The 20,838-nt window shown below is 48.2% G+C and carries 22 protein-coding genes, 1 pseudogene and 1 other annotated feature; of the genes and pseudogenes, 3 read left to right on the top strand and 20 right to left on the bottom strand.

Features of this window, described 5'->3' with window-relative positions; genetic code table 11:
- Positions 1–2: 2 nt before the first annotated feature.
- The 7 genes from KI362_RS13165 to KI362_RS13195 all read right to left on the bottom strand — a co-directional run bounded on the left by KI362_RS13165 (position 3) and on the right by KI362_RS13195 (position 5,140).
- Positions 3–662, bottom strand: coding sequence for a (S)-benzoin forming benzil reductase (locus tag KI362_RS13165; protein WP_301627613.1), 660 nt, complete (start codon positions 660–662; stop codon positions 3–5).
- A 22-nt stretch (positions 663–684) separates the two neighbouring features.
- Positions 685–1,278, bottom strand: coding sequence for a TetR/AcrR family transcriptional regulator (locus KI362_RS13170; RefSeq protein WP_306432838.1), 594 nt, complete (start codon positions 1,276–1,278; stop codon positions 685–687).
- A 235-nt stretch (positions 1,279–1,513) separates the two neighbouring features.
- On the bottom strand, positions 1,514–2,869 hold the full coding sequence (ypeB, locus tag KI362_RS13175) for a germination protein YpeB (protein ID WP_301627615.1): 1,356 nt from the start codon (positions 2,867–2,869) through the stop codon (positions 1,514–1,516).
- Positions 2,870–3,023: 154 nt separating this feature from the next.
- Positions 3,024–3,173, bottom strand: coding sequence for a hypothetical protein (locus tag KI362_RS13180; protein WP_187375139.1), 150 nt, complete (start codon positions 3,171–3,173; stop codon positions 3,024–3,026).
- 73 nt (positions 3,174–3,246) lie between these two features.
- Entirely contained in the window at positions 3,247–3,936 is a 690-nt protein-coding gene (gene prsW, locus KI362_RS13185) for a glutamic-type intramembrane protease PrsW (protein WP_301627617.1), read from the bottom strand.
- Positions 3,937–3,957: 21 nt separating this feature from the next.
- A complete protein-coding gene (locus KI362_RS13190) occupies positions 3,958–4,578 on the bottom strand; it encodes a genetic competence negative regulator (protein ID WP_301627619.1) in 621 nt (206 codons plus the stop codon).
- A 193-nt stretch (positions 4,579–4,771) separates the two neighbouring features.
- Positions 4,772–5,140: a hypothetical protein gene (locus tag KI362_RS13195; RefSeq protein ID WP_301627621.1), complete on the bottom strand. Its 369-nt coding sequence runs from the start codon at positions 5,138–5,140 to the stop codon at positions 4,772–4,774.
- A gap of 99 nt (positions 5,141–5,239) precedes the next feature.
- Between KI362_RS13195 and KI362_RS13200 the strand changes: the two genes are divergently transcribed.
- Positions 5,240–6,124, top strand: coding sequence for a polysaccharide deacetylase family protein (locus tag KI362_RS13200; protein ID WP_301627623.1), 885 nt, complete (start codon positions 5,240–5,242; stop codon positions 6,122–6,124).
- Positions 6,125–6,149: 25 nt separating this feature from the next.
- On the opposite strand, the gene KI362_RS13205 is transcribed toward KI362_RS13200, so the two are convergent.
- Entirely contained in the window at positions 6,150–6,446 is a 297-nt protein-coding gene (locus tag KI362_RS13205; RefSeq protein ID WP_301627625.1) for a hypothetical protein, read from the bottom strand.
- Positions 6,443–7,036: a CPBP family intramembrane glutamic endopeptidase gene (locus KI362_RS13210; RefSeq protein ID WP_301627627.1), complete on the bottom strand. Its 594-nt coding sequence runs from the start codon at positions 7,034–7,036 to the stop codon at positions 6,443–6,445. The genes KI362_RS13205 and KI362_RS13210 overlap by 4 nt, the downstream gene beginning before the upstream one ends.
- Positions 7,037–7,162: 126 nt before the next feature.
- Between KI362_RS13210 and KI362_RS13215 the strand changes: the two genes are divergently transcribed.
- Positions 7,163–8,080 (top strand): hypothetical protein, encoded by a 918-nt coding sequence (locus tag KI362_RS13215; protein ID WP_044479053.1) that lies wholly within the window; start codon positions 7,163–7,165, stop codon positions 8,078–8,080.
- Between the two features lie 91 nt (positions 8,081–8,171).
- Positions 8,172–8,400 (top strand) — a binding site (T-box leader).
- A 147-nt stretch (positions 8,401–8,547) separates the two neighbouring features.
- Positions 8,548–10,137 (top strand): phosphoglycerate dehydrogenase, encoded by a 1,590-nt coding sequence (gene serA / locus KI362_RS13220; protein ID WP_044479054.1) that lies wholly within the window; start codon positions 8,548–8,550, stop codon positions 10,135–10,137.
- A 112-nt stretch (positions 10,138–10,249) separates the two neighbouring features.
- Here serA and KI362_RS13225 read toward each other — a convergent pair whose 3' ends face one another.
- From KI362_RS13225 to KI362_RS13275, 11 genes and pseudogenes are all read right to left on the bottom strand, one after another.
- Entirely contained in the window at positions 10,250–11,677 is a 1,428-nt protein-coding gene (locus tag KI362_RS13225) for a sensor histidine kinase (RefSeq protein ID WP_044479055.1), read from the bottom strand.
- Complete coding sequence (locus KI362_RS13230; protein ID WP_044479056.1) at positions 11,678–12,394, bottom strand: response regulator transcription factor; 717 nt, start codon at positions 12,392–12,394, stop codon at positions 11,678–11,680.
- Positions 12,395–12,470: 76 nt separating this feature from the next.
- Positions 12,471–13,733 (bottom strand): cytochrome c biogenesis protein CcsA, encoded by a 1,263-nt coding sequence (ccsA, locus tag KI362_RS13235; protein ID WP_044479057.1) that lies wholly within the window; start codon positions 13,731–13,733, stop codon positions 12,471–12,473.
- Complete coding sequence (resB, locus tag KI362_RS13240; protein ID WP_301627632.1) at positions 13,730–15,400, bottom strand: cytochrome c biogenesis protein ResB; 1,671 nt, start codon at positions 15,398–15,400, stop codon at positions 13,730–13,732. The genes ccsA and resB overlap by 4 nt, the downstream gene beginning before the upstream one ends.
- A 21-nt stretch (positions 15,401–15,421) precedes the next feature.
- Entirely contained in the window at positions 15,422–15,949 is a 528-nt protein-coding gene (locus KI362_RS13245) for a redoxin domain-containing protein (protein WP_044479059.1), read from the bottom strand.
- Between the two features lie 514 nt (positions 15,950–16,463).
- Positions 16,464–17,195 (bottom strand): annotated as a pseudogene (locus KI362_RS13250) (pseudouridine synthase); the annotation flags it as partial.
- 75 nt (positions 17,196–17,270) lie between these two features.
- A complete protein-coding gene (locus KI362_RS13255) occupies positions 17,271–17,804 on the bottom strand; it encodes a spore maturation protein (RefSeq protein ID WP_044479060.1) in 534 nt (177 codons plus the stop codon).
- Positions 17,805–17,810: 6 nt separating this feature from the next.
- On the bottom strand, positions 17,811–18,443 hold the full coding sequence (locus KI362_RS13260; protein WP_301627636.1) for a nucleoside recognition domain-containing protein: 633 nt from the start codon (positions 18,441–18,443) through the stop codon (positions 17,811–17,813).
- Entirely contained in the window at positions 18,436–19,497 is a 1,062-nt protein-coding gene (locus KI362_RS13265; protein WP_374705662.1) for a D-alanyl-D-alanine carboxypeptidase family protein, read from the bottom strand. The genes KI362_RS13260 and KI362_RS13265 overlap by 8 nt, the downstream gene beginning before the upstream one ends.
- A gap of 143 nt (positions 19,498–19,640) precedes the next feature.
- A complete protein-coding gene (gene ytfJ / locus KI362_RS13270) occupies positions 19,641–20,090 on the bottom strand; it encodes a GerW family sporulation protein (RefSeq protein ID WP_044479062.1) in 450 nt (149 codons plus the stop codon).
- A complete protein-coding gene (locus tag KI362_RS13275; protein WP_301627640.1) occupies positions 20,060–20,764 on the bottom strand; it encodes a DUF2953 domain-containing protein in 705 nt (234 codons plus the stop codon). Before KI362_RS13275 ends, ytfJ begins: the two co-directional genes overlap by 31 nt.
- Between the last annotated feature and the right edge of the window lie 74 nt (positions 20,765–20,838).

A 20,838-nucleotide genomic window follows, 5' to 3' on the forward strand; every position in this document is an offset into this window, starting at 1 on the left:
CCTTACATCACGTCAAAGTCAACCGTTTGCAGTCTCCCGTCCTCTGAAAGTCGAATAAATTCATTAACATAAGGAAAAAGGTTCTCACTTACTGATCGAATATCCGCTTGTAACTTTGTATCGATCATGCCTGGATACACAGCGACTACTTTTGCAGGGTGTACAATAAAAGAGTCCAGACCGGCTTTCGCAGTACTGTAACAGCTTTGTGAGGGTAATAAATATTTTGCAGATGCTGAGGATATATTTAGAATTCTTTTATCCACATTCAAATTCTTCGTATGTTTTAAATAATTTGACGTTATGATCATCGGCGCCAATAAATTTAAATGGATATTCTCGATTATTTCTTCAGTTTCTATCTGTTCAATTGGGCTCACAGGAGTCAGCATGGCGGCATTATTGATAAGATAGATCGCTTCATCATTGGAATTAACCTCAAGGTGACGGAAGATGTCTATAAAAAGCTGATCAATACCGCCAATGTTTGATAAATCATAATTAAAATAATCGATTCTGCAGTTCCTCTCTAGAGCTTGGTCGATAATCTGCTGGTTAGTAGTTCTAGATATGCATATAAGGTGGTGGTTCTTATCGAGCAGTTGATTAGCCAAGGCTTCACCGATTCCTCTTGATGTACCAGTAATAATAATATGTTTCAAATTTATCTCTCCTAATAAGCAACTATGTTCTTTCTCGAGTAATAATTCTATTAACGGTCTCTTCCCAAATGATCTGATAATCCAAATCCATCTTCATCATCTTACATCTGGATAAGTTATCTATAAGAAGGGCAAGAATTTTAGAGCTAACTTCGATTTTTTCAGGCTCAACAAGCCCCCATTCAGCACCTTTTGACAATAAATTTAAAAAACCGGTAGCAAAATCTTGTTGAACTTTCAACAAAGGGGCTCTAAATTGCTCATCACGCTCGGCTAGCATCATAAACTCACTTAGTACTCTCAATGTTGAACGATGCTCCTTATCATCGCTAGGCAGCATTTTTAATCCGCCTCTTATTAGTGTTTCTACATAATTGTCTTTAGTAACAGATTCAGTATCAAAGTAAACAGCGAAATAATGATCTCTAAAAATATAATCGAATGTTCGGGCAATCAACTCTTCTTTTGTAGAATAATGGTAGTATATGGAGGATTTAGTTATTCCTACTCTTTTTGAAATCATGCCCAAACTTGTTCTCTCTATCCCGCACTCTGCAAAGAGTTCATATGCTGCTTGGATGATATGACTAGATGTAATCTCTCTTTTCTTGATGATCTGTCAGCTCCCTTCAATTGAATTAAGGCCATTATAAGGAGGATTCTAATGTATTGTCAATAATTTAACGACCGATCGTTAAAAAAATGGCGCACAACCATGAAAAGGGCACAGCCCGTTAGCTGTGCCCTTTTTCTATGTCCTTTTTCCTCAAGGGAGCGAGCGCTTGAGAAAGCGCGTAATGCCCTCAAGCTTTGATGTGTGTGCTGGAACCTGGTCCAATCAGCTCTGTCAATTACGAGCGAGCCCCCTGCTTCTGGCTCTGGATCTCCTCAATCGTCTCCTCTACTCCCGACTCCGCATTGATGAAGATTTTAAAGTCCGAGCCGTTAATGGCGCCCCCGAACTCGTAAGTCAGCACCTTCTCGAACATCTCATTTTCAATCAGCGCGAGCCGATGATACTTCACTTTATAATCCGGGTTCAGATATTTGCGAGCTTCCTCCAGCGTCAATTTTGGCTCGCCTACTGGCTGTCTGTTCTCCCGCTCATAGACGTAGTCGCTGGCCTGAATCCCTGTCACATCCCCCGTATCCAATCCAACACGAACCGTGATCTTCTCGGGATAGATCAATACATCGTTAAGCTTGGTCACAAAAGTAAAGGTTGAGGTATTGTCGAACTCGTCATAAGCTACCGGCGTCATATCGCTATATCCTTTATTCTCCAGGAAAGCGCTCGCCTTCGCTCTGGCCTGCTCATAGCTCACCGCCTTTGGGCCGATTGTCCGGTTGTTGGAATAGGCAATGAGCTGCCCGCCATTTTTCGTGAAGTCCAGCGTAGTCACCTCGTTATTTGCCCCCTGAACCTGAGCCGTGAACGAAGCCCACTCTGTCCCTTTTCCGTTTTCCGTCACCTTGATATCGCCTGTCACGCTATTTCCAATAAATTTAGCCGCTTTATCCTTGATCGTGTCCAAGGTTACCGGCGTACCTCCCAGCTTCTTCACGGATCTGCGGTTATACATGCTGGATACGGAAGGTCCCCAATCCAATTCAGGATATTCCCCTACCTTCTTATCCACCGTCTTGAAGCCGTCAATAATGGTGTTGTCCTTCGGTTCATCCTGGCTTGCCAATGCCGTCTCCACATCCATCCAGCGAAGACGGTTGCTGATCACCTTATCCTGCACGGCTTGAAGATCCTTTGATATGTCTGCGGAACTCTTATAAAGCTCCTTCAGATTTTTGACCTCCGAGTCGGATAAAGGCTGCTTCGTTAAGTCACGTACTGCAGTCTGATAAGAAAACTTTGCAATCCGGGACAAGAACTCTTCCGTTTTGTTAAAGGGCAGCATCGTCAGTGGAAGCTGATTGATCTCATTCTGGGCTTCACTTGTAATTCTCCATACATTTACCAGCCCTTTGCGGTGCGAGCCGGTAGACGCCGAATGCACAGCCAGCGTATTCCCCAGCTCACTGTGAAGCCGGTCCACATGATAGGACAAATCGTGAAATGCCCGCTGGTACTGGTTTTCCGCTTTGATTAAAATCGCATTCTTCTCCTGGTTCTCCTGATACCCCCATACGACGGCACCGATTAATAGTACGGTTGCTATCGGGAACAATATCGCGCTCAGTCGTTTGTACATCCGAACAGACACTCCTTTCTTCTACTGTCTGTGGATAGTTTGACATGAAGCTGGGAGCTTTATTCATCCCACAACCTTCTCGGTGCTGAAAACTGACTTCTTGAACATACATTTTTAGAGGTAGTTCAAGAAGTCAGCTTTTGATCACGCACTCTTACTCAGCTTCTTCAATAATTTCAAAGCGCTCCCGGTTATCGCAAATGCACTGCTTAAACCCGGTTTCAATATTGCCGTGCTCCTTCTTCCCCCGCAATATAAAACGCTCACCGCAATTTTTACATACGATTTTCACTTTTATCCGCATAAAAAAGGCACCCCTTCCAGTATCACGCCCGCAGGCCTGCTTCTGAATTCAGGATGCCCTTTATTGCACTTCATTAATCCTGCCCATGTGCCTCTGTAACTCGGAATGGCGAGCTGTTATTCGCCCGGTACATCTTGCTTAGGCCCCCGTACCATAAGAAGGCCATCAGCGGGATGATAAACCAGATCCAGTAATGGGTCACATGAATTAGAACATAATTGTAAATGCCGTGCCACAAGATCGGGAATATCAGCGAATAGCTCAAATACTTGCGACTCCCGGTTCCGCTCGAGAACTTGGCTCTGCCAAGATGATAGCCCATCATGACACCGAACATCGCATGACCGGAGACCGGCAGTAAAGCCCGAATCATCAGCGCCCCGAACGAGGCATGGCTGGCAATGCCGTAGAGGATGTTCTCCATTGTTGCAAATCCAAGGGATATTGCAGTAGCATATACAATCCCATCATATGGCTCGTCGAATTCCTTATGCTTATAAATCATGTGGAATAGAACAAACCATTTAATAAATTCTTCGACACCCGCAGTTATGCCAAAGGAGCCGAGAAGCGGCCCCTCCCCCAGCCAGAGCGTAATGCCCCGCTGGATAATCATAATTGGAAATACGGTAAGGATGCCGACAAAAAACACTTTAATGACCATATGAAGCGGTTCGGCATCATACTTGTCCTTTAGGTAAAAATAGGTCAGCAGAGCAATACCGGGAGCAACCGCCGCCGTAGCAATTGAAAAAATAAGCAACGGCCCTTCCCCTTTCACTTACTAGCTTTGGCGCTTGAAATGACTGCAGATTTGTTCAACCGCATGATCTCCCATAATCAGGCTGCCATACTCTTCAAGCATGGCCGGCGTGACCGAGGTCGCTTCACCGAACTCCGCAAGCACAGCAATCAATCCTGGAACCTTTCCTTCTTCAAGCTGCTCAGGCTCCATTCTCAGAATCCATTTCCCATTGTATTTATACAGACTGCCAATATCGAACAGCATATGATGGAGAACGTGCGCCGCTTCAATGAGCACTTCGAAATCATCGAAGGAATACAATATTGTATCACTTGTCTCAAGCGTAACTTCCATTTCATATACTTCGTCAGGCAGTTCATCCTCGTATGACGCTCCCCCGCCCATATGCGGATGGTCGTATTTTCCCTTCGTAACGATCACGACCATGCCTTGGGCTGGAAGTGCGAACACTTCTACCGCCAAGGGGCCTGTTGCATCGAAGCCCACTTCCGTGTAAGCCTGATCCATCATTTCGGTAAACAGATCGTGGACCTTCGGAATTTCCTGCCACATATCCTCTCTTTGAATACCGCGTTCGCTTAAATCGTCAAACGTGAGGAAAATCCGTATTTTATCCTGGCCAAGTCTTTCAATCCTCATACAGGATCCTCCTCTCCATTCCTTGTTATAACAGATTATGAAACCTGCTCTAATGTGTGATGGAAATGGTTCTTTGTATGTATGTTATCACTTCTTTTCACGAAATGCACGCATTAATCATTTCAAAAAAGAAGAACCATATTCCGCCCTTCGGAAGAAAAGTGGAAGATGATTCTCCGGAGTTCATTAACCCTTATAAACCGGGGACAGCCGTATGCGATTCCTTCAAAATAGCCTCGACCTCGCGGCGCACATCCGCGCTGCCCTTGATCAGTTCCTTAAGCTGCTTCAAATTGTATTCCTTCGGATGGTTCTCGTGGCTCTGTGCGGCTGGACTGGGAGGCACCTGGGCCGTGGCAGCGGCTCCCGAGGTGAAGGAATTCACCTTTGATTCTGCCTTTGCTCCATCATGCTTGTGAGCATGGGAATCCTTTCCGGACGACGGCATCTTGATAAAGGAGCCCGCCTCAGTCAGCATGCCTGCCCATCTTTTTCGTTTTGATGCCCAGACGACAGCGGCCATCCCGAACAATGCTCCGCATAAAAATGAGGAAGATTTCATCCAAACAACCTCCTTGTATGTGTTAAAATCAATTGTAGTGTTCGCGCTTTAACACAAACTCATGCGACATAAATACAGGAAAGCGAGAGGATACGCTTGATGAGCAAGAAATTGCTGCTGTTTGCCGCTGCCTGCCTGATCTTGAGCTCTTGCGGTCAGAAGCAGAACCAGGCGGCTGTTCCGTCTGAAAACAATACTTCTTTGGAGGCTGCAGCTCCCGGGACTGGACCTTCAGCCAATTCGGACCATTTATCCGAAACCGCGACCGAACCTTCAGCCGAAGCAGGGACCGAAGAGCAGGAGCCCCCTTCCCAAGCTGCCGAGGTGGAGACAATTCCCCCGCTGTATCACATTAACAAAGCTTACAGAGTCGTCCCGAATGAAGAAGGGACCGAAACCAAGGTGGTATTGCTCACCTTCGATGACGGCCCCAAAGAACAGGAAATGATTGACGGTCTCATTGATACATTGGACAAACACCAAGCGAAAGCGATTTTCTTCGTCAACGGCTATCGTGTCGAGACTCACCCCGAGCTGCTGAAGCTGATCCATGAGCGCGGCCAAGTGATCGGCAACCATAGCTGGGATCATATCGACCTGAAAAAAGAATCCGAAAGCGAAGCTCGTAAACAAGTGGAGGATGTTCAGGCCATCGTCGAGGACACCATCGGGGAGCGCCCCCGTTTTTTCCGTCCTCCATTCGGTTCAGGCAATGATCAGCTTCATCAAATTGTCGAGGAGAATAATATGATTTATATGACCTGGTCCAACGGATCACTGGACTGGGATTCCAAGAACAAGAATAAACCGGAAGCCGTTATTCAAAATGTTCTGGAACAGCTGCATGCCGGCAGCAATATATTAATGCATGAGCTCCCATGGACGGTCGAAGCCCTCGACAGCCTGCTAACCCAGCTCGAAGAAAAGGGCTACTCCTTCGTTGATCCGCGGACCATCTCCGAGGCACCAGAGCAATCGGAGTGATTGGTGCGAAGCATCCTGCAGGCCGCTATAGTCCATGCTCCTGTCCCCAGGGAGAAGCGCTAATCCCCCACCAGAGCAAGTAAATTGTAATTCCTATAAAGACGTATAGTAATACATTATAAAATATTCTTGTTATCCGCAGACGCTGGGAAGGGAATAACTCCCTTCTTGGCGGCAATTCGGAAAAATCCAGTCCCCCCTCCTCTACCTCCGCTTGCAGCGCATGCTGCACTTTTTCCGGAAGCGATGACGTCGGCTTGATCTGTTGTTGGCGCCGGCGCACCGTCCGATGACGTTCACTCCGGCTTAAATGCTCGCTCATGATTCCCTCCGAAACCGGATTACTAATCCTGAGATGAAATCAATTAGAAAGTGGCATACAATGGGAGCCCATAAGGTTCCGCTCTGTAAATAAATGTAGCCCAGCCCATAGCTGCTGACAAACACCCAGCCTGTCGGAATCCAGTGTCTTAAATACCGGATATGAATGACGGCAAATAAAATACTGGTCCAGTAAGGGCCGAGTCCATGCTGAATCGCTCCCCGAAACAACAGCTCCTCGCAGATGGCAACGACGATGGAAATAACGGCGATATGCCATATCGGACGCGACTTGAACAGCAGTTCATTAATTCCTCCGTCATCCATCGCATCCTCGGGGACAAGCCTGGAAATCAACAGGTCCGCTAAAAACATGATCCCCGCCAAACCGAATGCCCACCCCAAAAAATGAATTTGTTCAGGAAATTGTAATAATGTAAACGGATTTCGTTTCTGAAATAATAGGATGATTAAACCGATAATTAGAGTAAGTCCCTGAGTCAAATACAAATTGACCAGCAACATTTTTTCACTGAGCTGCCCTGGATCCACCTGCTGGATCTTGATCTTGCTGAATTTAGACTTTTTCATAAGTATTCATTTCCTGTCTTAAGTTATTGAGTAGTAAGGATACATAGTTTTTTACGGCAAGCTCAGGCTTCTGTTTTATGCTTGCTCACGGACTTAATATGATGAGGCAAGGAGCGTAATATCAACATGAAACGAAAACAAACACGGATCGAGGTATGGTTTTCCATCGGATTTCTGTTCACGCTGATCGCCGCATTCGGTACATTCTTCCTTGGCTTAAGCCTGGGCATCGAACGCACGGAAGCAAAATACATTAATCTGAAAGAGAGCTTCCTTGAAATGGAGACCGATGCCTCTTACACCCAGCAGGAACTGCTTACCTTCTACTATGTCGCTTATCAGCCCTATTTGCAATTCAAGAATGAGTACCTCAAATTGGAAAGCAAGCTGGGCCGTACAGAGTCTGGAATCACTGCCTCCAATCTGATCAAAGAAGTGCAGAGGTCCTCACAAACGATGTATAAGCAGATTTCCGAGCATCCGGTATCCAGTTCTTCTCCGCTCCTGACAGATGCGCAGCGTGACATTCTCAAAAGTCTGAAGCTGTTTGATGAGGGGCTCGACAAATATGTATCCCTGCTCGGTGGTGAGAAGGGGCCTGTATTGCTGGTGGAGCTGTCAGGAGACGAATTCGCAACAAGCGCCGAGGAATACGGTCTTCGTGCCCAGAATAAATTTTACACCTCAATCATGAAATGGTGCGCGAAGACCGACAGCAATACGCCGAAGGAATTTGCATTGAAACAGGATACCACTACCAAAGAATGGAGCGGCTATTCGCTGTCTTTGAAAAATAAAGCCGTGTCCGATGTGATGCTAAGCTCCAAGCTGTACGTCTCCTATCAGCCGCAAGACATGACCGCCAAGATCGACCAGATGATCAACAGCGGCAAGGCGGCCTCGCTCGGCCTCACCCATGTGAGTGCGATCGTCAAGGTTCTTACAGAGACCGAAGCTGTTCAGGATCAGGAATACGACAAATGGAAAACGGTCTATTATGCCTCTGAGCATCTTCCAGCGCTGCCGTTCTTCTCGGTTCAATAAAATCATAACGAAAAAAATCGTTGCGTTCAAGGCGGTACGAGCTATTGACACCTCTGACAGAGCATGATACATTATGAAAAATTAGTTTTGTAATAAGACAATGAAGGAAACAAGGTTGTCCGGAAGCTCCCAGAGAGCCGGTGGTGCTGCAAACCGGCAGTGGAACGACAGCTTTAGCGATCCTGAGTCATTGCGTTGAACCCCTATAGTAGACGCAATCGGATGAACTCCGTTATCATTCTGTCAATGTTGACACTGAGACCTTGATCGGAAAGTCAGGGTGAATTAGGGTGGTACCACGAACAACTCTCGTCCCTTACTACGGCAGTAGTATGCGGATCGGGAGTTTTTTTATTACCCGCTTCCAACTGCTTTCGCGGTCATGCCGCACCTCAATCCTTTGACACAGTATAACGGTAATGAGAAAAAGAAATCAAAGAAAACAAAAAAACGGGAGGCAAGAAATCATGTTTAAAGTGTTAGTATCGGATCCTATTAGTGACATGGGTATTCAACAGCTCATGGATGCAAGCGACGTTATTGTAGACAAGAAACCAGGGCTGAGCGAAGATGAGCTCGTCGGCATTATCGGAGAGTATGACGCATTGCTTGTGCGCAGCCAGACGAAAGTCACAGAGAAGATTATGGCTGCGGGCACACAACTGAAGGTGATCGGGCGTGCAGGCGTCGGCGTGGATAATATCAATCTGGAGGCGGCAACCAATCGCGGGATCGTCGTGATTAACGCTCCTGACGGGAATACGATTACTACCTGTGAACATGCCTTTGCCATGATGATGGCTCTCGCGCGCCACATTCCGCAAGCCTATGCCAAGACGATTCAAGGAACATGGGACCGGAAATTCTTGGGCGTAGAGCTTCGCAACAAGACGCTGGGCGTCCTGGGCATGGGAAGAATCGGCAGCGAGGTAGCAAAGCGCGCCAAAGCGTTCGGCATGGACATTCTCGGTTATGACCCATTCCTAACCGAAGACCGGGCCGAGAAGATCGGCGTTAAAGTCGCAACGGTGGATGAGATTGTTCGTCAAGCAGACTTTATTACCGTGCATACACCGCTGACACCAGAGACCAAGCATATGATCTCCAGACCTCAATTCGAAGTGATGAAGAAAGGCATGCGGATCATCAACTGTGCCCGCGGCGGTGTTGTAGACGAGTTGGCGCTTGTTGAGGCGATCGATCAAGGGATCGTTGCCGGTGCTGCATTTGACGTCTTCGAGAAGGAGCCGCCTGAAGCGGATCATCCGTTCCTCAATCATCCTAAGGTCATTGTAACTCCTCACCTGGGCGCTTCCACGGTTGAAGCCCAAGAGAATGTGGCAATTGACGTATCAGAGCAAGTGCTGCATATTCTGCGCAATGAACCGTTCAAGAATGCAGTCAACATGCCTCCGGTAGCTCCAAGTGTTATGAGCAAGCTGCAGCCTTTCTTCGGACTGGGTGAAAAAATTGGTGCTTTCGCAACTCAGCTCAACAATGAGGCGGTTAAGGAGATTCACGTCGATTATGCCGGCGACCTCTCAGAGGTGGATACCCAGCCGCTAACCCGTTACGTCATTAAGGGAGTTCTGTCCCGCCACTTCGGCTCAGATGTGAACACCGTCAACTCGATGCATCTTGCCAAAATTCGCGATGTGAACGTGGTTGTATCCAAGGCTACTGCTACGAAGGGCTTTACGAACCTTCTCAGCGTCACCTTGAAGTTCAGCGACGGAACCGAACGCCGTGTGGCCGGCACCTTGCTTAACGGCTTCGGTGCCCGTATTGTCCAAATCGATAAATTCCCTGTCGATTTCGCACCGGAAGGGAACCTCGTCTTCATCGCTCATAACGATAAACCGGGCATCATCGGTAATGTCGGGACACTGCTCGGCAAGAACAATGTGAACATCGCGACCATGCAGGTAGGACGTAAAATTATCGGCGGTGATGCAATCATGGTATTGGGTGTCGATAAAGAGGCTCCGAAAGAAGTCCTCAGCGAGCTTACCACGCTGCCCGAAATCAATAAAGCCTTGCAAATGAATTTCAACTGATTTTGAATCCGTTAGCAGATTGTTTCACGTTGAACAAGATTTATCTTGCGGATTCAACAAAAAAGCGCCCTTTTTCAAAAAAAGGGCGCTTTTCCTTGTTCTCAGGCTCTTGTTATTCGACAGGCAGCCGCATATGGAACGTCGTGCCTTTTCCTGGCTCGCTTTCCGCGTAAATGGTCCCTTGGTGGGCATCCACAATATTTTTAACGATAGAGAGCCCTAGTCCGGTTCCCCCGGATTCGCCCCGAACACGGGCCTTATCCGCTTTGTAGAATCGATCGAATACGAACGGTACATCCTCAGCCGGTATGCCTACCCCGCTATCCCGCACCGACACATGGATCATTGTTCCTCGAGCGCCGTCCTCAAGCTGCACTTCTATAGTGATCCGTCCATGCTCAGGCGTATGCCGGAACGCGTTGTCCAGCAAATTGGTCATCACCTGCTCCAGACGATCTTCACTTGCAGCCCGCAGTGTGAGCGGCCCTTCGCCTAATTTCAGTTCAAGCTGAATCAAGCTTTCCTTCGCCCGAACCAAAAACTTACGGTGAATTCGTTCCGCGAGCTCCCGAAAATCCATGCTCTCCTTGGACATATCGATATAACCGGCTTCCATCCGCGCCAAATCGAGCAGATCCCGAACCAGGCGGCCCATCCTCAAGGATTCATCATGAATGACCTGCACGAGCTCGGCACTTTCCTCCGGCGAGCTTGCCATACCGTCCAGAAGCGCTTCACTGTAGCCTTGCATCATCGAGAGAGGCGTTCTGATCTCATGGGATACATTAGCAACAAAGTCGCGGCGCATCTTCTCCAACTGAACCTCTTCGGTTACATCACGGAGCACCGCAACCGCTCCCCGGATCTCGCCATCCGAAGTCAGCGGAGCCATATGAACAGACCAGACTCCCTTCTTCACATGCACATTCATGCTCTGATCGCCTTCCCGGTTAAGCACTTGATGGAACATCTGCTCGAGCGGCTTCGGCACATAGGGAAGCGGGTTATCGGACGCCTCATCCGCGTCTGACTCTTCGCCAAGGAGATTAGCCCACATGTTCATAATAATATCCCCAGGCGGATTCGCCAGAATGACGTAGCCCTCGCGATTTAGCGTAATTACTGCATCGTTCATACTCCGCAGGACACTGGAAAGATGCTCCTTCTCATGGTTAAGACTGCGAATCGTAATCTCCAGCTCTTGGGCCATGTAATTAAACGTATTCGCCAACACCCCGATCTCATCGCTCGTTCGCAGTGAAAGACGGGTGTCATACTTGCCCTTGCCGACCGATTCAGCCGCTTGAATAAGCTGCTGCATGGGCTGCGTAATTTTCGTGATCAGGAACAGAGCAAAAAAGGTGGTCAAGGAGAAGCCGATAATCGAAACGATCAAGAACAGCTTCTTGATCGCTCCGGGATTCGTAAAATTGGTATCAATATACGGCAGAAAGAACAGACCTACCGTAAGGAGAACGAGGGCAACCAGACAGATGATCGTGATCCATAACTTGCCGACAAGCGTTCTCAGGAAGCTCACTTATTTTGCAACCTCCAGCTTATAGCCTACGCCCCAGACCGTTGTAATCATCGCAGCCGACTCTGGAGAAACCTTGTTCAATTTCTCGCGGAGACGCTTAACGTGGGTATCCACCGTCCGCAGATCTCCGAAGAACTCATAATTCCATACATCCTTGAGCAATTCCTCACGGGAAAACACCTTATCCGGAGATACAGCCAAATAATGCAGGAGCTCATACTCCTTAGGTGTCAGACTGACTTCCTGTCCGCCTGCCGTCACTCGATGGGCATCATGCTCGATAATCAGATGCGGAAATACAATATTGTTGCTTGGACCGCTCTCCTTGGACAGATATGCGGTAGCGGAAGCCCGGCGCATAATCGCTTTGACACGGTAAATGACCTCACGCGGACTGAACGGCTTCACCACATAGTCGTCGGCTCCCACCTCAAAGCCTTGGACACGGTTAATCTCTTCCCCTTTGGCGGTAAGCATCAGCACAGGTGTCGACTTAACCTGTCTCAGCCGGTTGCACACCTCAACCCCGTCGATTCCAGGCAGCATGACGTCGAGCAGAATCAGATCGTAATCATTCTCGGTCGCTTTTTTCAAAGCAATCTCTCCGTCCTCCGCTTCATCAATCACATAACCTTCTTTTTCCAGATACATTTTGAGCAGACGGCGAATGCGCTCTTCATCGTCGACTACAAGAATTCGATTTTCTTGATCTGACATAGACAACAACCCCTTTACAATCTTACGCATATCCTGTTAGGTCCATCATGTTCGTCAAAAGTTATTACTTATATCATTAGTCTACACCTGCATAGGAATGCAGCCCGGCGATAATTAAATTTACCCCAATGAGTGTAAACATAACTACAATAAATCCAATCACTGCGAGCCATGAGCTTTGACGCCCCTGGAACCCGCGCGACAAGCGGAGATGGAGATAAGCGCTATAGAAGAGCCACGTAATCAGCGCCCACACTTCCTTCGGATCCCAGCCCCAGAAACGGCCCCAGGCCTGCTGAGCCCAGATCATGGCGAATACAAGAGCTCCAAGCGTAAAGATCGGGAATCCAATCGCAATCGACCTGTAGCTGATTTCATCCAGATCGTCGGGATCCAGACTTTTCAGCGTTGGCGCAATCAGCCTGCTAAGCGGTTTTCTTAGCAGCAGTCGCAGCAAGAAGTAGAGCAGCGTGCCTGTTACAACCGCCCATACCACGGTGTTCAATTGTCTGCCCGCCTGTTCTCCCTTCATCCATGAAGGCGCCTCAAACCAAGGAAACTTCAAGCCCAGAAAGGAATCTATGTACTCAGGCTTGCTGTCATCAGGAGCTACAATCGGCGGTAAATTGTACACTATTCTTTCTATTGTACTATCTTCCTGTACTTCGCTGTCAATCACTGTCGTATTTTGTACGAATACAGCTTCATAATTTGCAGCTCTGAATCCGTAAACAGATATAACAAAGCCCAATACTATAATAATAGAATAAAGCGTAAATTCAAGCCATCTTTTTTGCCTTAGCGAACTTTTATCCTGTTTGTCGAATTCAACGGTCCGCAGCAAATACATTAATCCGGCGGCAAAGCCTATCGCAAAAAACGCCTCTCCGGTCGCTGCAAGCGTCACATGAATATAGAGCCAGATCGATTGCAATGAAGGGATTAGCGGCTGTACGTCCTTTGGAAAAACAGCGGCATAAGCCATAATAATGATGGCCACCGGAAGCGCGAACATACCGATGAGTATTTTTCGATAAATTAAAAAGATTACGGTAAAAGCAAGCATAACCATCATCGACAGAAAAGTCATGAATTCATACATATTGCTGACCGGAATATGTCCGCTGTAGGCCCAGCGGGTTCCGCAATAGATAAAATGGGACAACAGGCCCAGAGAGGAAGTAACAAATGATACAGCTCCCCATTTACGCTCATGCCGGACCGGATCACGATTTCTCCAGGTTTTTCCCGTTACGGCCACCACATAAAAAATAAAGGATAAGCAGTATAAATAAAATGCAATTACAAAGGCTAATCTGCTGATCTCCAATACATTCATACTTGGTTCCCCCTGTTTTCCAAATGCTTCTCATCCACATCTACACCCATGTCTTGCAAGAAGCGCGCTACCTCCCGGCGCAGGCCGAACCAGTTCTTTGCTGTATGCGCACCAAGAATCAACGTCTGCCCGTCAAGCCGAAGCCAGATTCTCCGATGGTGCCAGTAAAACCCGAGCACAAGCCCCAGCATGACGATTCCAAGCCCAATCCATACAAAAGGCATCACCCGATCCACCCTGATGTTCAAATAACTGGATGAAGCGATGAAATCTACGTCCTCCATCCCAAGCACATCCAGCGCCAGTCCACTGTCCAGTCCGCCGAGACGTTCGTTAATCGCATCCTGCTGGAACCGCTCTTTGTCAATCTGCTTCGGAAAATAAATATACTGCACGCCTGCTTCCGGCAGATCCGGCCCTTTGATGACAAAAAGAAAGGCAGGAGCATTAGGGTCGTTCGACTTGGATACCGGCTTGCCCTCTTCGTTAAGATCAAAGTCCATGTACTTATTGCTTAATTCCAGCGTATACGGACCGACCTGATACGCCTCCTCGGAGTTCGTCATGCTGAGCTTGAACTTCCCATAGGATTCTCCGGTATCTGCCCGAACCAGGCTTGGTGTAACCGACCGCAGCTTCGGCGTTAAATCGAAATCAAACTGATAAACCTTGAACCCGTTGTAATTGAGCGGATCATTTACACGGATATCATGGCGCTTGACCTCTTCCAGTAATGGATCCTTCGAGGGATCGTCACAATCCGCCGTGCATTGGTACAATACAGCCTTTGTTTCAAACAGCTTGGGAACAACCCGTCCCGATTCCCGGAATTTCTCCGGCAGCTCTTCCTCCGGATAATACTCCACGGTAAATCCTTCATTCTTGAGATAAAGATTGCTGTCCGGAATCTTCGTGATCTCTCCTTCAGGGAACCAATAGTGCTTATCGACATTCAAGCCTGGAAGTCCCCGAAATAGGATCGCGAGCAAAAAGATGATAAGACCGATATGAATGATATAAGGCCCCCAACGGCTAAACCGTTGTTTCTCGACAAGCAGGGCCTCTTCATCATGCTTCACCCTATAGCCTTTTTTCTTAAGGGAAGTGACCGCCCTGGAGATCCAGTCTCCCGTCAGATTCTCAACAGGACCTTCATAGACAACCCGCTGCCGGATCAGAAATTGCCGGTGCTTACGTATTTTCTGCCTGGAAAGCGCCTTGTAAAGCGGCAGAACTCTGTCCAGACTGCAGATCACGAGCGAAGCTCCGATCATGACCAGCAGTGTTACAAACCACCAGGATTCATAAGTATGAGATAAGCCCAGCTTGTAATAGATATCACCGATCGTCCCGTACTTCTGCTTATAGAAGGTGGACGGGTCAAAATAGACAAAATTGCTCTCCTGCTCAAAAATCGTCCCGAACATGGCCCCAACCAAGGTGATGATAATCAGATAGACGGCAACCTTGACCGAGGAAAAGAAGTTCCATATCCGGTCAATAAAATTAGGATTGCTCTTTTGAGAACGCCGGGCCACACCGTCATAACGCATCTCAAGCGGCTCGGTCGATTGATCCGAATCGTACAACGGTTTGCCGCAAGCCTCACACAGTACGGTTCCCACCCGATTCTGGTGACCGCATTCGCATTTTGTGTTCTGGATCAATACCTAGCTCCTCCTGTCGTATCAAGGCTCTATTAATTTTTCGATTTGCTCGTCCAGCATCGTCAAGTCCAGCTCGCCCTCATGAATAGAGACAATATTGCCCTTCTTATTGACGAAAAAAGTTGTCGGCATCGGAACAATTCCATATTTTTGGACGGCTTCATTCTCCGAATCCAGCAGGATCGGGAAGTCCACACCGACCTGCTTAACGAAGCGATCCACTGTCAAGCGGTCTTCTCCTGTATTGATGCCTAGTATAACTACATCCTGATCCCGCCACTTCTCCCATTGAGCTTGCAGTGCAGGCATCTCGCTGACGCAGTACGTGCACCAGGTAGCCCAGAAGTTAATGACGACAGACTTCCCCCTGTACTCCTTCAGGCTGTGAACGCTTCCATCCATTCCAAGCAGTTTAAAGTCAGGAGATGTGCTCCCTTGGGTTGGTCTTCCCTCGTGATCGCCGAATACCGTTGAGCCGATTGCGTATCCGCCCAGAACAATAATGAATAATAAAATCACAATCTGAACAGGGCGTCGGGCTTTCCCCATGCGCTTCCTCTCCTATCTATGATGTTTTTCATAAAATCAATGGACAAATCGTGAATATCCTATGAACATTATAACGAAAAACGACACACTTTCAGATGGGGAAATTTTGAATATTGTGTGTCATGAATAAAAAACACCTTATTATCTCCTGTATTTGGACAGAAAACAATAAGATGTTTAAGTTAATTCTAAGTTTTTACTATTTTCTGCGCCGCCGAGAGTCTCCAGCCTTACGATTCCTCGAGCCATTTGCTCCGGCTCTTCCCGCCGGCTTCGCTTTGGAAGTCGGTCTTGACGATGATCTTGCCGCTTGCTTCGACGCTGGTTTTGCGGTCGCCTTGGTTGAAGCAGGCTTCCCTGATGCAGATCTTGCCGTCGTGGTCTGAGCATTTGCCGACTTCGTTGCTGGCTCTGTGTTCGGCCTAGGTTTCGGTTTCGGCTTCGGCTTAAATTCTTCTACAGCTTTAATACTCGAATCAGCCGGTGATTTTATTGCAGACCTCCCTGCGGATGATTTGCCCGCTTGCTTTGCAAGCTTCACCAAGCTCTCTACTTCATCCTTGGTTAAGTGGCGGAACAATCCCCTCTTCATGTTCCCCAGGAACAGGTCTCCGAATGAAATCCGCTTCAGCTTCGTTACCGGATGGTTAATAGCCTCGAACATTCTGCGAACCTGACGGTTACGCCCCTCATAAATCGTGATGGAGATCGTAGAATGCCTCTGCTCCGAATCAATGTCATGATACTCCACCTCTGCAGGTGCAGTCATTCCATCTTCAAGCATGATGCCGTTCTTCAGCTTGTCCAGCTCGCTTCCATGCGGCACTCCCTTAACCGTGGCCAAATAAGTCTTGGCCACATGATGCTTGGGGTGAGTCAGCAGATGAGCGAACTCCCCGTCATTGGTCAGCAGAAGCAGACCTTCCGTATCATAATCCAGGCGGCCTACCGGATACAGCCGCTCGGTAATCCCCTTCAAATAATCGGTGACAATTTTGCGGCCCTGCGGGTCCGAAGCGCTGGTAATAACACCTTTGGGTTTATTAAATACCAGATACATCTTTTTCTCCGTACCGATTGCCTTGCCATCTACTGTAATTTCATCTACGTCCGGGTCAGCCTTCGTTCCCAAGGCCGTGACGGTCTCGCCGTTCACCTGAACCTTGCCGCCCAGAATCAGCTCCTCGCATTTGCGCCGCGAAGCCACGCCCGCACCTGCAAGTATTTTCTGAAGTCTTTCTTCCATAATTGATAGGTCACCTCATACCCATGATACCTATTGGAAGTCAAAATCACAATAGCAGCGCATCAGTTATGTATTTTAGCCAAACAACAGCAAGCACACGGCAATCGCGGCGATGAAGCCGACGATATCGGAGAATAATCCGACCTTAAGCGCATATCTCCCGTTTCGAATACCGACTGCGCCGAAATAAACCGTCAATACGTACAACGTGGTGTCTGTGCTGCCTTGAATCGTTGAAGCAATTCTTCCGATCATGGAATCAGGTCCGTAGGTCTTGATCAAATCCGTCGTAAATGCCAATGATCCCGTACCTGTCAGCGGGCGCAGAATGCCAAGCGGCAGCACCTCGGACGGAACTGACAGGCGCGCAAGCAGCGGCGACAGCCAGCCTGTAAAGAACTCCAGGGCACCGGAGGCGCGGAATACGCTAATCGCTACCATCATTCCGACAAGATGGGGAATGATACTGACCGCCGTGGAGAAGCCGTCCTTAGCGCCATCAACAAACGACTCATATACCGGGACTTTTTTAATAGAAGCATAAAGCGGAATAAAGGCTATCATTACAGGAATCGCCCAGGCAGAGAGTATATTGATCCAGTCCAGCAAGATCTATCACCCTTTCAGTGTATAGGATGCCTCTGAAGGAGGGGACACGGGCGGCTTGGTCCAGGCGGAGCGTTTTCTGTACCAACGGTCCGCAGCAATCGCGGCAAGGGTCGCAATGGCCGTCGCAAGCAGCGTTGAGCCAACAATTTCAGCGGGATTGGCTGAATGGAAATTTAACCGGATGGCGATCAATGTCGTAGGAATCAAAGTGATGCTTGCTGTGTTAAGCGCCAGCAGGGTGCACATTGCCGGAGAAGCGGACTGTTTGTCCGGATTTAACTCCTGCAGCTGCTGCATCGCTTTTATTCCCATGGGAGTGGCCGCATTTCCGAGTCCCAATAGATTAGCGCTCATGTTGGACAGAATATAACCCATAGCAGGATGGTTCTTCGGAACATCCGGGAACAAATAGGCTACGACCGGTCCGAGCACTCGGGAAATAGCCCGAACCAGTCCTGAATCCTCGGCAAGCTTCATGATTCCCATCCAGAATACAAGCACGCTGATCAATCCGAAGCATACTGTTACTCCAGTGGCTGCTCCTTCAAAAGCGGCTTTCGTTACGATCTGAATATCCCCTTTTAGCGCCGCGAATATAAACCCGATTAAAATCAAGCCAAGCCAGATTTTATTAACCATCTCCCACAATCCCCCTTGCATCGTATACAGGCACAACCCCGATCTCCTGATCCCCCAGCCTGATCAGAATTTTTCCCCGATAACCGAATAACCTGCTGCTGGACACCTGTTCCTTTAACCGGAATTCAACCATTTTCGCCTCTTCCGCGCTCAAAGGATAGCTAAAGGTAATTCCAGCCTTCAATCCGTTCTGAACCGCCTGCCCTGCTTTAATTAGTGTCTGCTGCGGATATTGTTCAAATCCGTAATCGAGCAGCTTGCGATGGTCATTCCAATCGTCGCCGTCATTGATCGTTACAGCTACAAGCTGTTGATCGTTACGGGTAGCCGAGCTGACCAGACAGCGTCTTGCAATTTTCGTATATCCAGTTTTCACCCCATCCGCACCTTCGTACAGACGAAGCATTTTATTTTTATTGTCCCATTTGTAATCCCAGGGATCATTTGGATTGGGCGCTGTACGTGAAGGGGTGCGAACAATCTCCTTGAATACTGGATTATGCATGGCATAGGCCGTCAGCTTGGCCAGATCGTTAGCAGAGGAGTAATGTCCGTTCGCATCAAGTCCATGGGGATTCTGAAATTGCGAATGCTCCAATCCCAGCATCTCTGCCTTCTTGTTCATCAGCAGAACGAAGCCCTCTTCCGAGCCGCCTACATGCTCCGCTATTGCGGTAGCCGCATCATTCCCTGACCTGAGCATTAATCCATACAGCAGATTCTCCAGGCTCATCTCTTCCCCAAGATGAAGATAAATGGACGAGCCTTCCTTGCCATAGGCGCGTTTGCTGACCTTTACCCTATCGCTCAGCGTCCCGTGCTCAATCGCTACAATAGCTGTCATGATCTTCGTCAGACTTGCGATGGGAAGCTCCTCATCTCCGCGGGCACTGAACAATATTCTGCCCGACTCCACATCGATTAGGGCCGCCGCCTGAGCATTCGTTGAAGGAGCAGCATGGATAGGTCCCTCGGCCATCCCCCACAGGGGAATGACAAGCGCCAGAATGATGATATATTGGATGATTCTTCTTAGCTGCGTAGTGATCTTCATCTTCAATTCCTCCGAGCGGTTCTAGTGAATTATATGTCCTTCTTAAGAAGAGTATGTCCAAGCTCTCTTGACCTTAGAGCAGACTGCCTATAGATTTAAAAAAATCCCCTCCCGAATCACCGGAAAGGGACCAGCTTGTTCGATTACAGTAAAGGCGCTTCAGATTCTGCTGCCCTTTGATTCGTAACCACCACATGATTCCCGCCAGGGATCATGGATTCGATCTTGTCCATTACATAAGGCACGGAGTCGATCAATTTTTCGAACAAGTGTGTTTGATTATCTAAAGGAACGATGTGCACGCCTTCTTGGCCCACGACCAGAAAGGCAATCGGATTGATGGATACGCCGCCGCCGCTGCCCCCGCCGAAAGGTCTGGGCTTCGCCTCTCCGTTGTTGCTTGTCTGGTTCTCATCCAGATGAAAGTCGCTGCCTCCGGCAGCAAATCCGAAGCCGACGCGGCTGATTGGAAGAATTACACTGCTTCCGTCCGGCGTCTGCACTGCTTCACCCACGATCGTATTCACATCGACCATTTCCTTGATGTTCTCCATCGCTGTTTTCATGAGCCCTTGAATAGGATGTTCAGCCATTTTCTCACTCCTCCTTTCACTTTTAGCACGCGAACTATGAGTACCAGTCCAGCATGTATAGCATGTCCGCAGCGAATTTTGGCTATGCAGCTCAATTCGGTGGTAAATATCGGCGGGCTATTGAACAAGGGGACAACGAATAACTTCGGCTGCTGCCTTAAGGAAATATGTTGACTAAGCCAGCCTACTAACGTGGATTTGATGGCCCAGAGCGCGCCGGTTAATGTTGCTGTTACGGCTGCATCCGGCAAAGCCACATTGGTTGACCAGTCAAACTGCTGAAAAGACATCTTCTTTAACGTCGTTTTCAACCATGGAAACAGCCCTTCTGTGGAATGAAGCATCCGTTTGACCTGCTCACTCCACTGATCAATCTTCTCCTTGTTAATATGCTGCTTTTCACTGTTCGTATGACCTGAAAACAAATTATCGGCATGGTCATTTTCTACCTTCAATCCCGTTCGCAGGTTGCTGAAGCTCATCCGAGGAATGATATAGTGAAAATGAATGATGCCGAACAGCATGGTAACTTCGATCTTTATCGTTTCATCCTGATTGCTCTTGCGGGCTTTCATTTGAATGGTGATCGTGGACCTCAGGACTAGGATCATCGCCAAAAATAGCACCATCAGTAATGCGATCAGGATGACTCCGAGCCAGTCCCATAGCGACACGGAAAGCCCTCCAAGCCTGTATCAGATTGTGATCTAGGCTTAGTATGACTCCTGCAGTGAGATTTAATTCCAAT

The organism is Paenibacillus apis, from assembly GCF_018333295.1.
Taxonomy (GTDB): domain Bacteria; phylum Bacillota; class Bacilli; order Paenibacillales; family Paenibacillaceae; genus Fontibacillus; species Fontibacillus antibioticophila.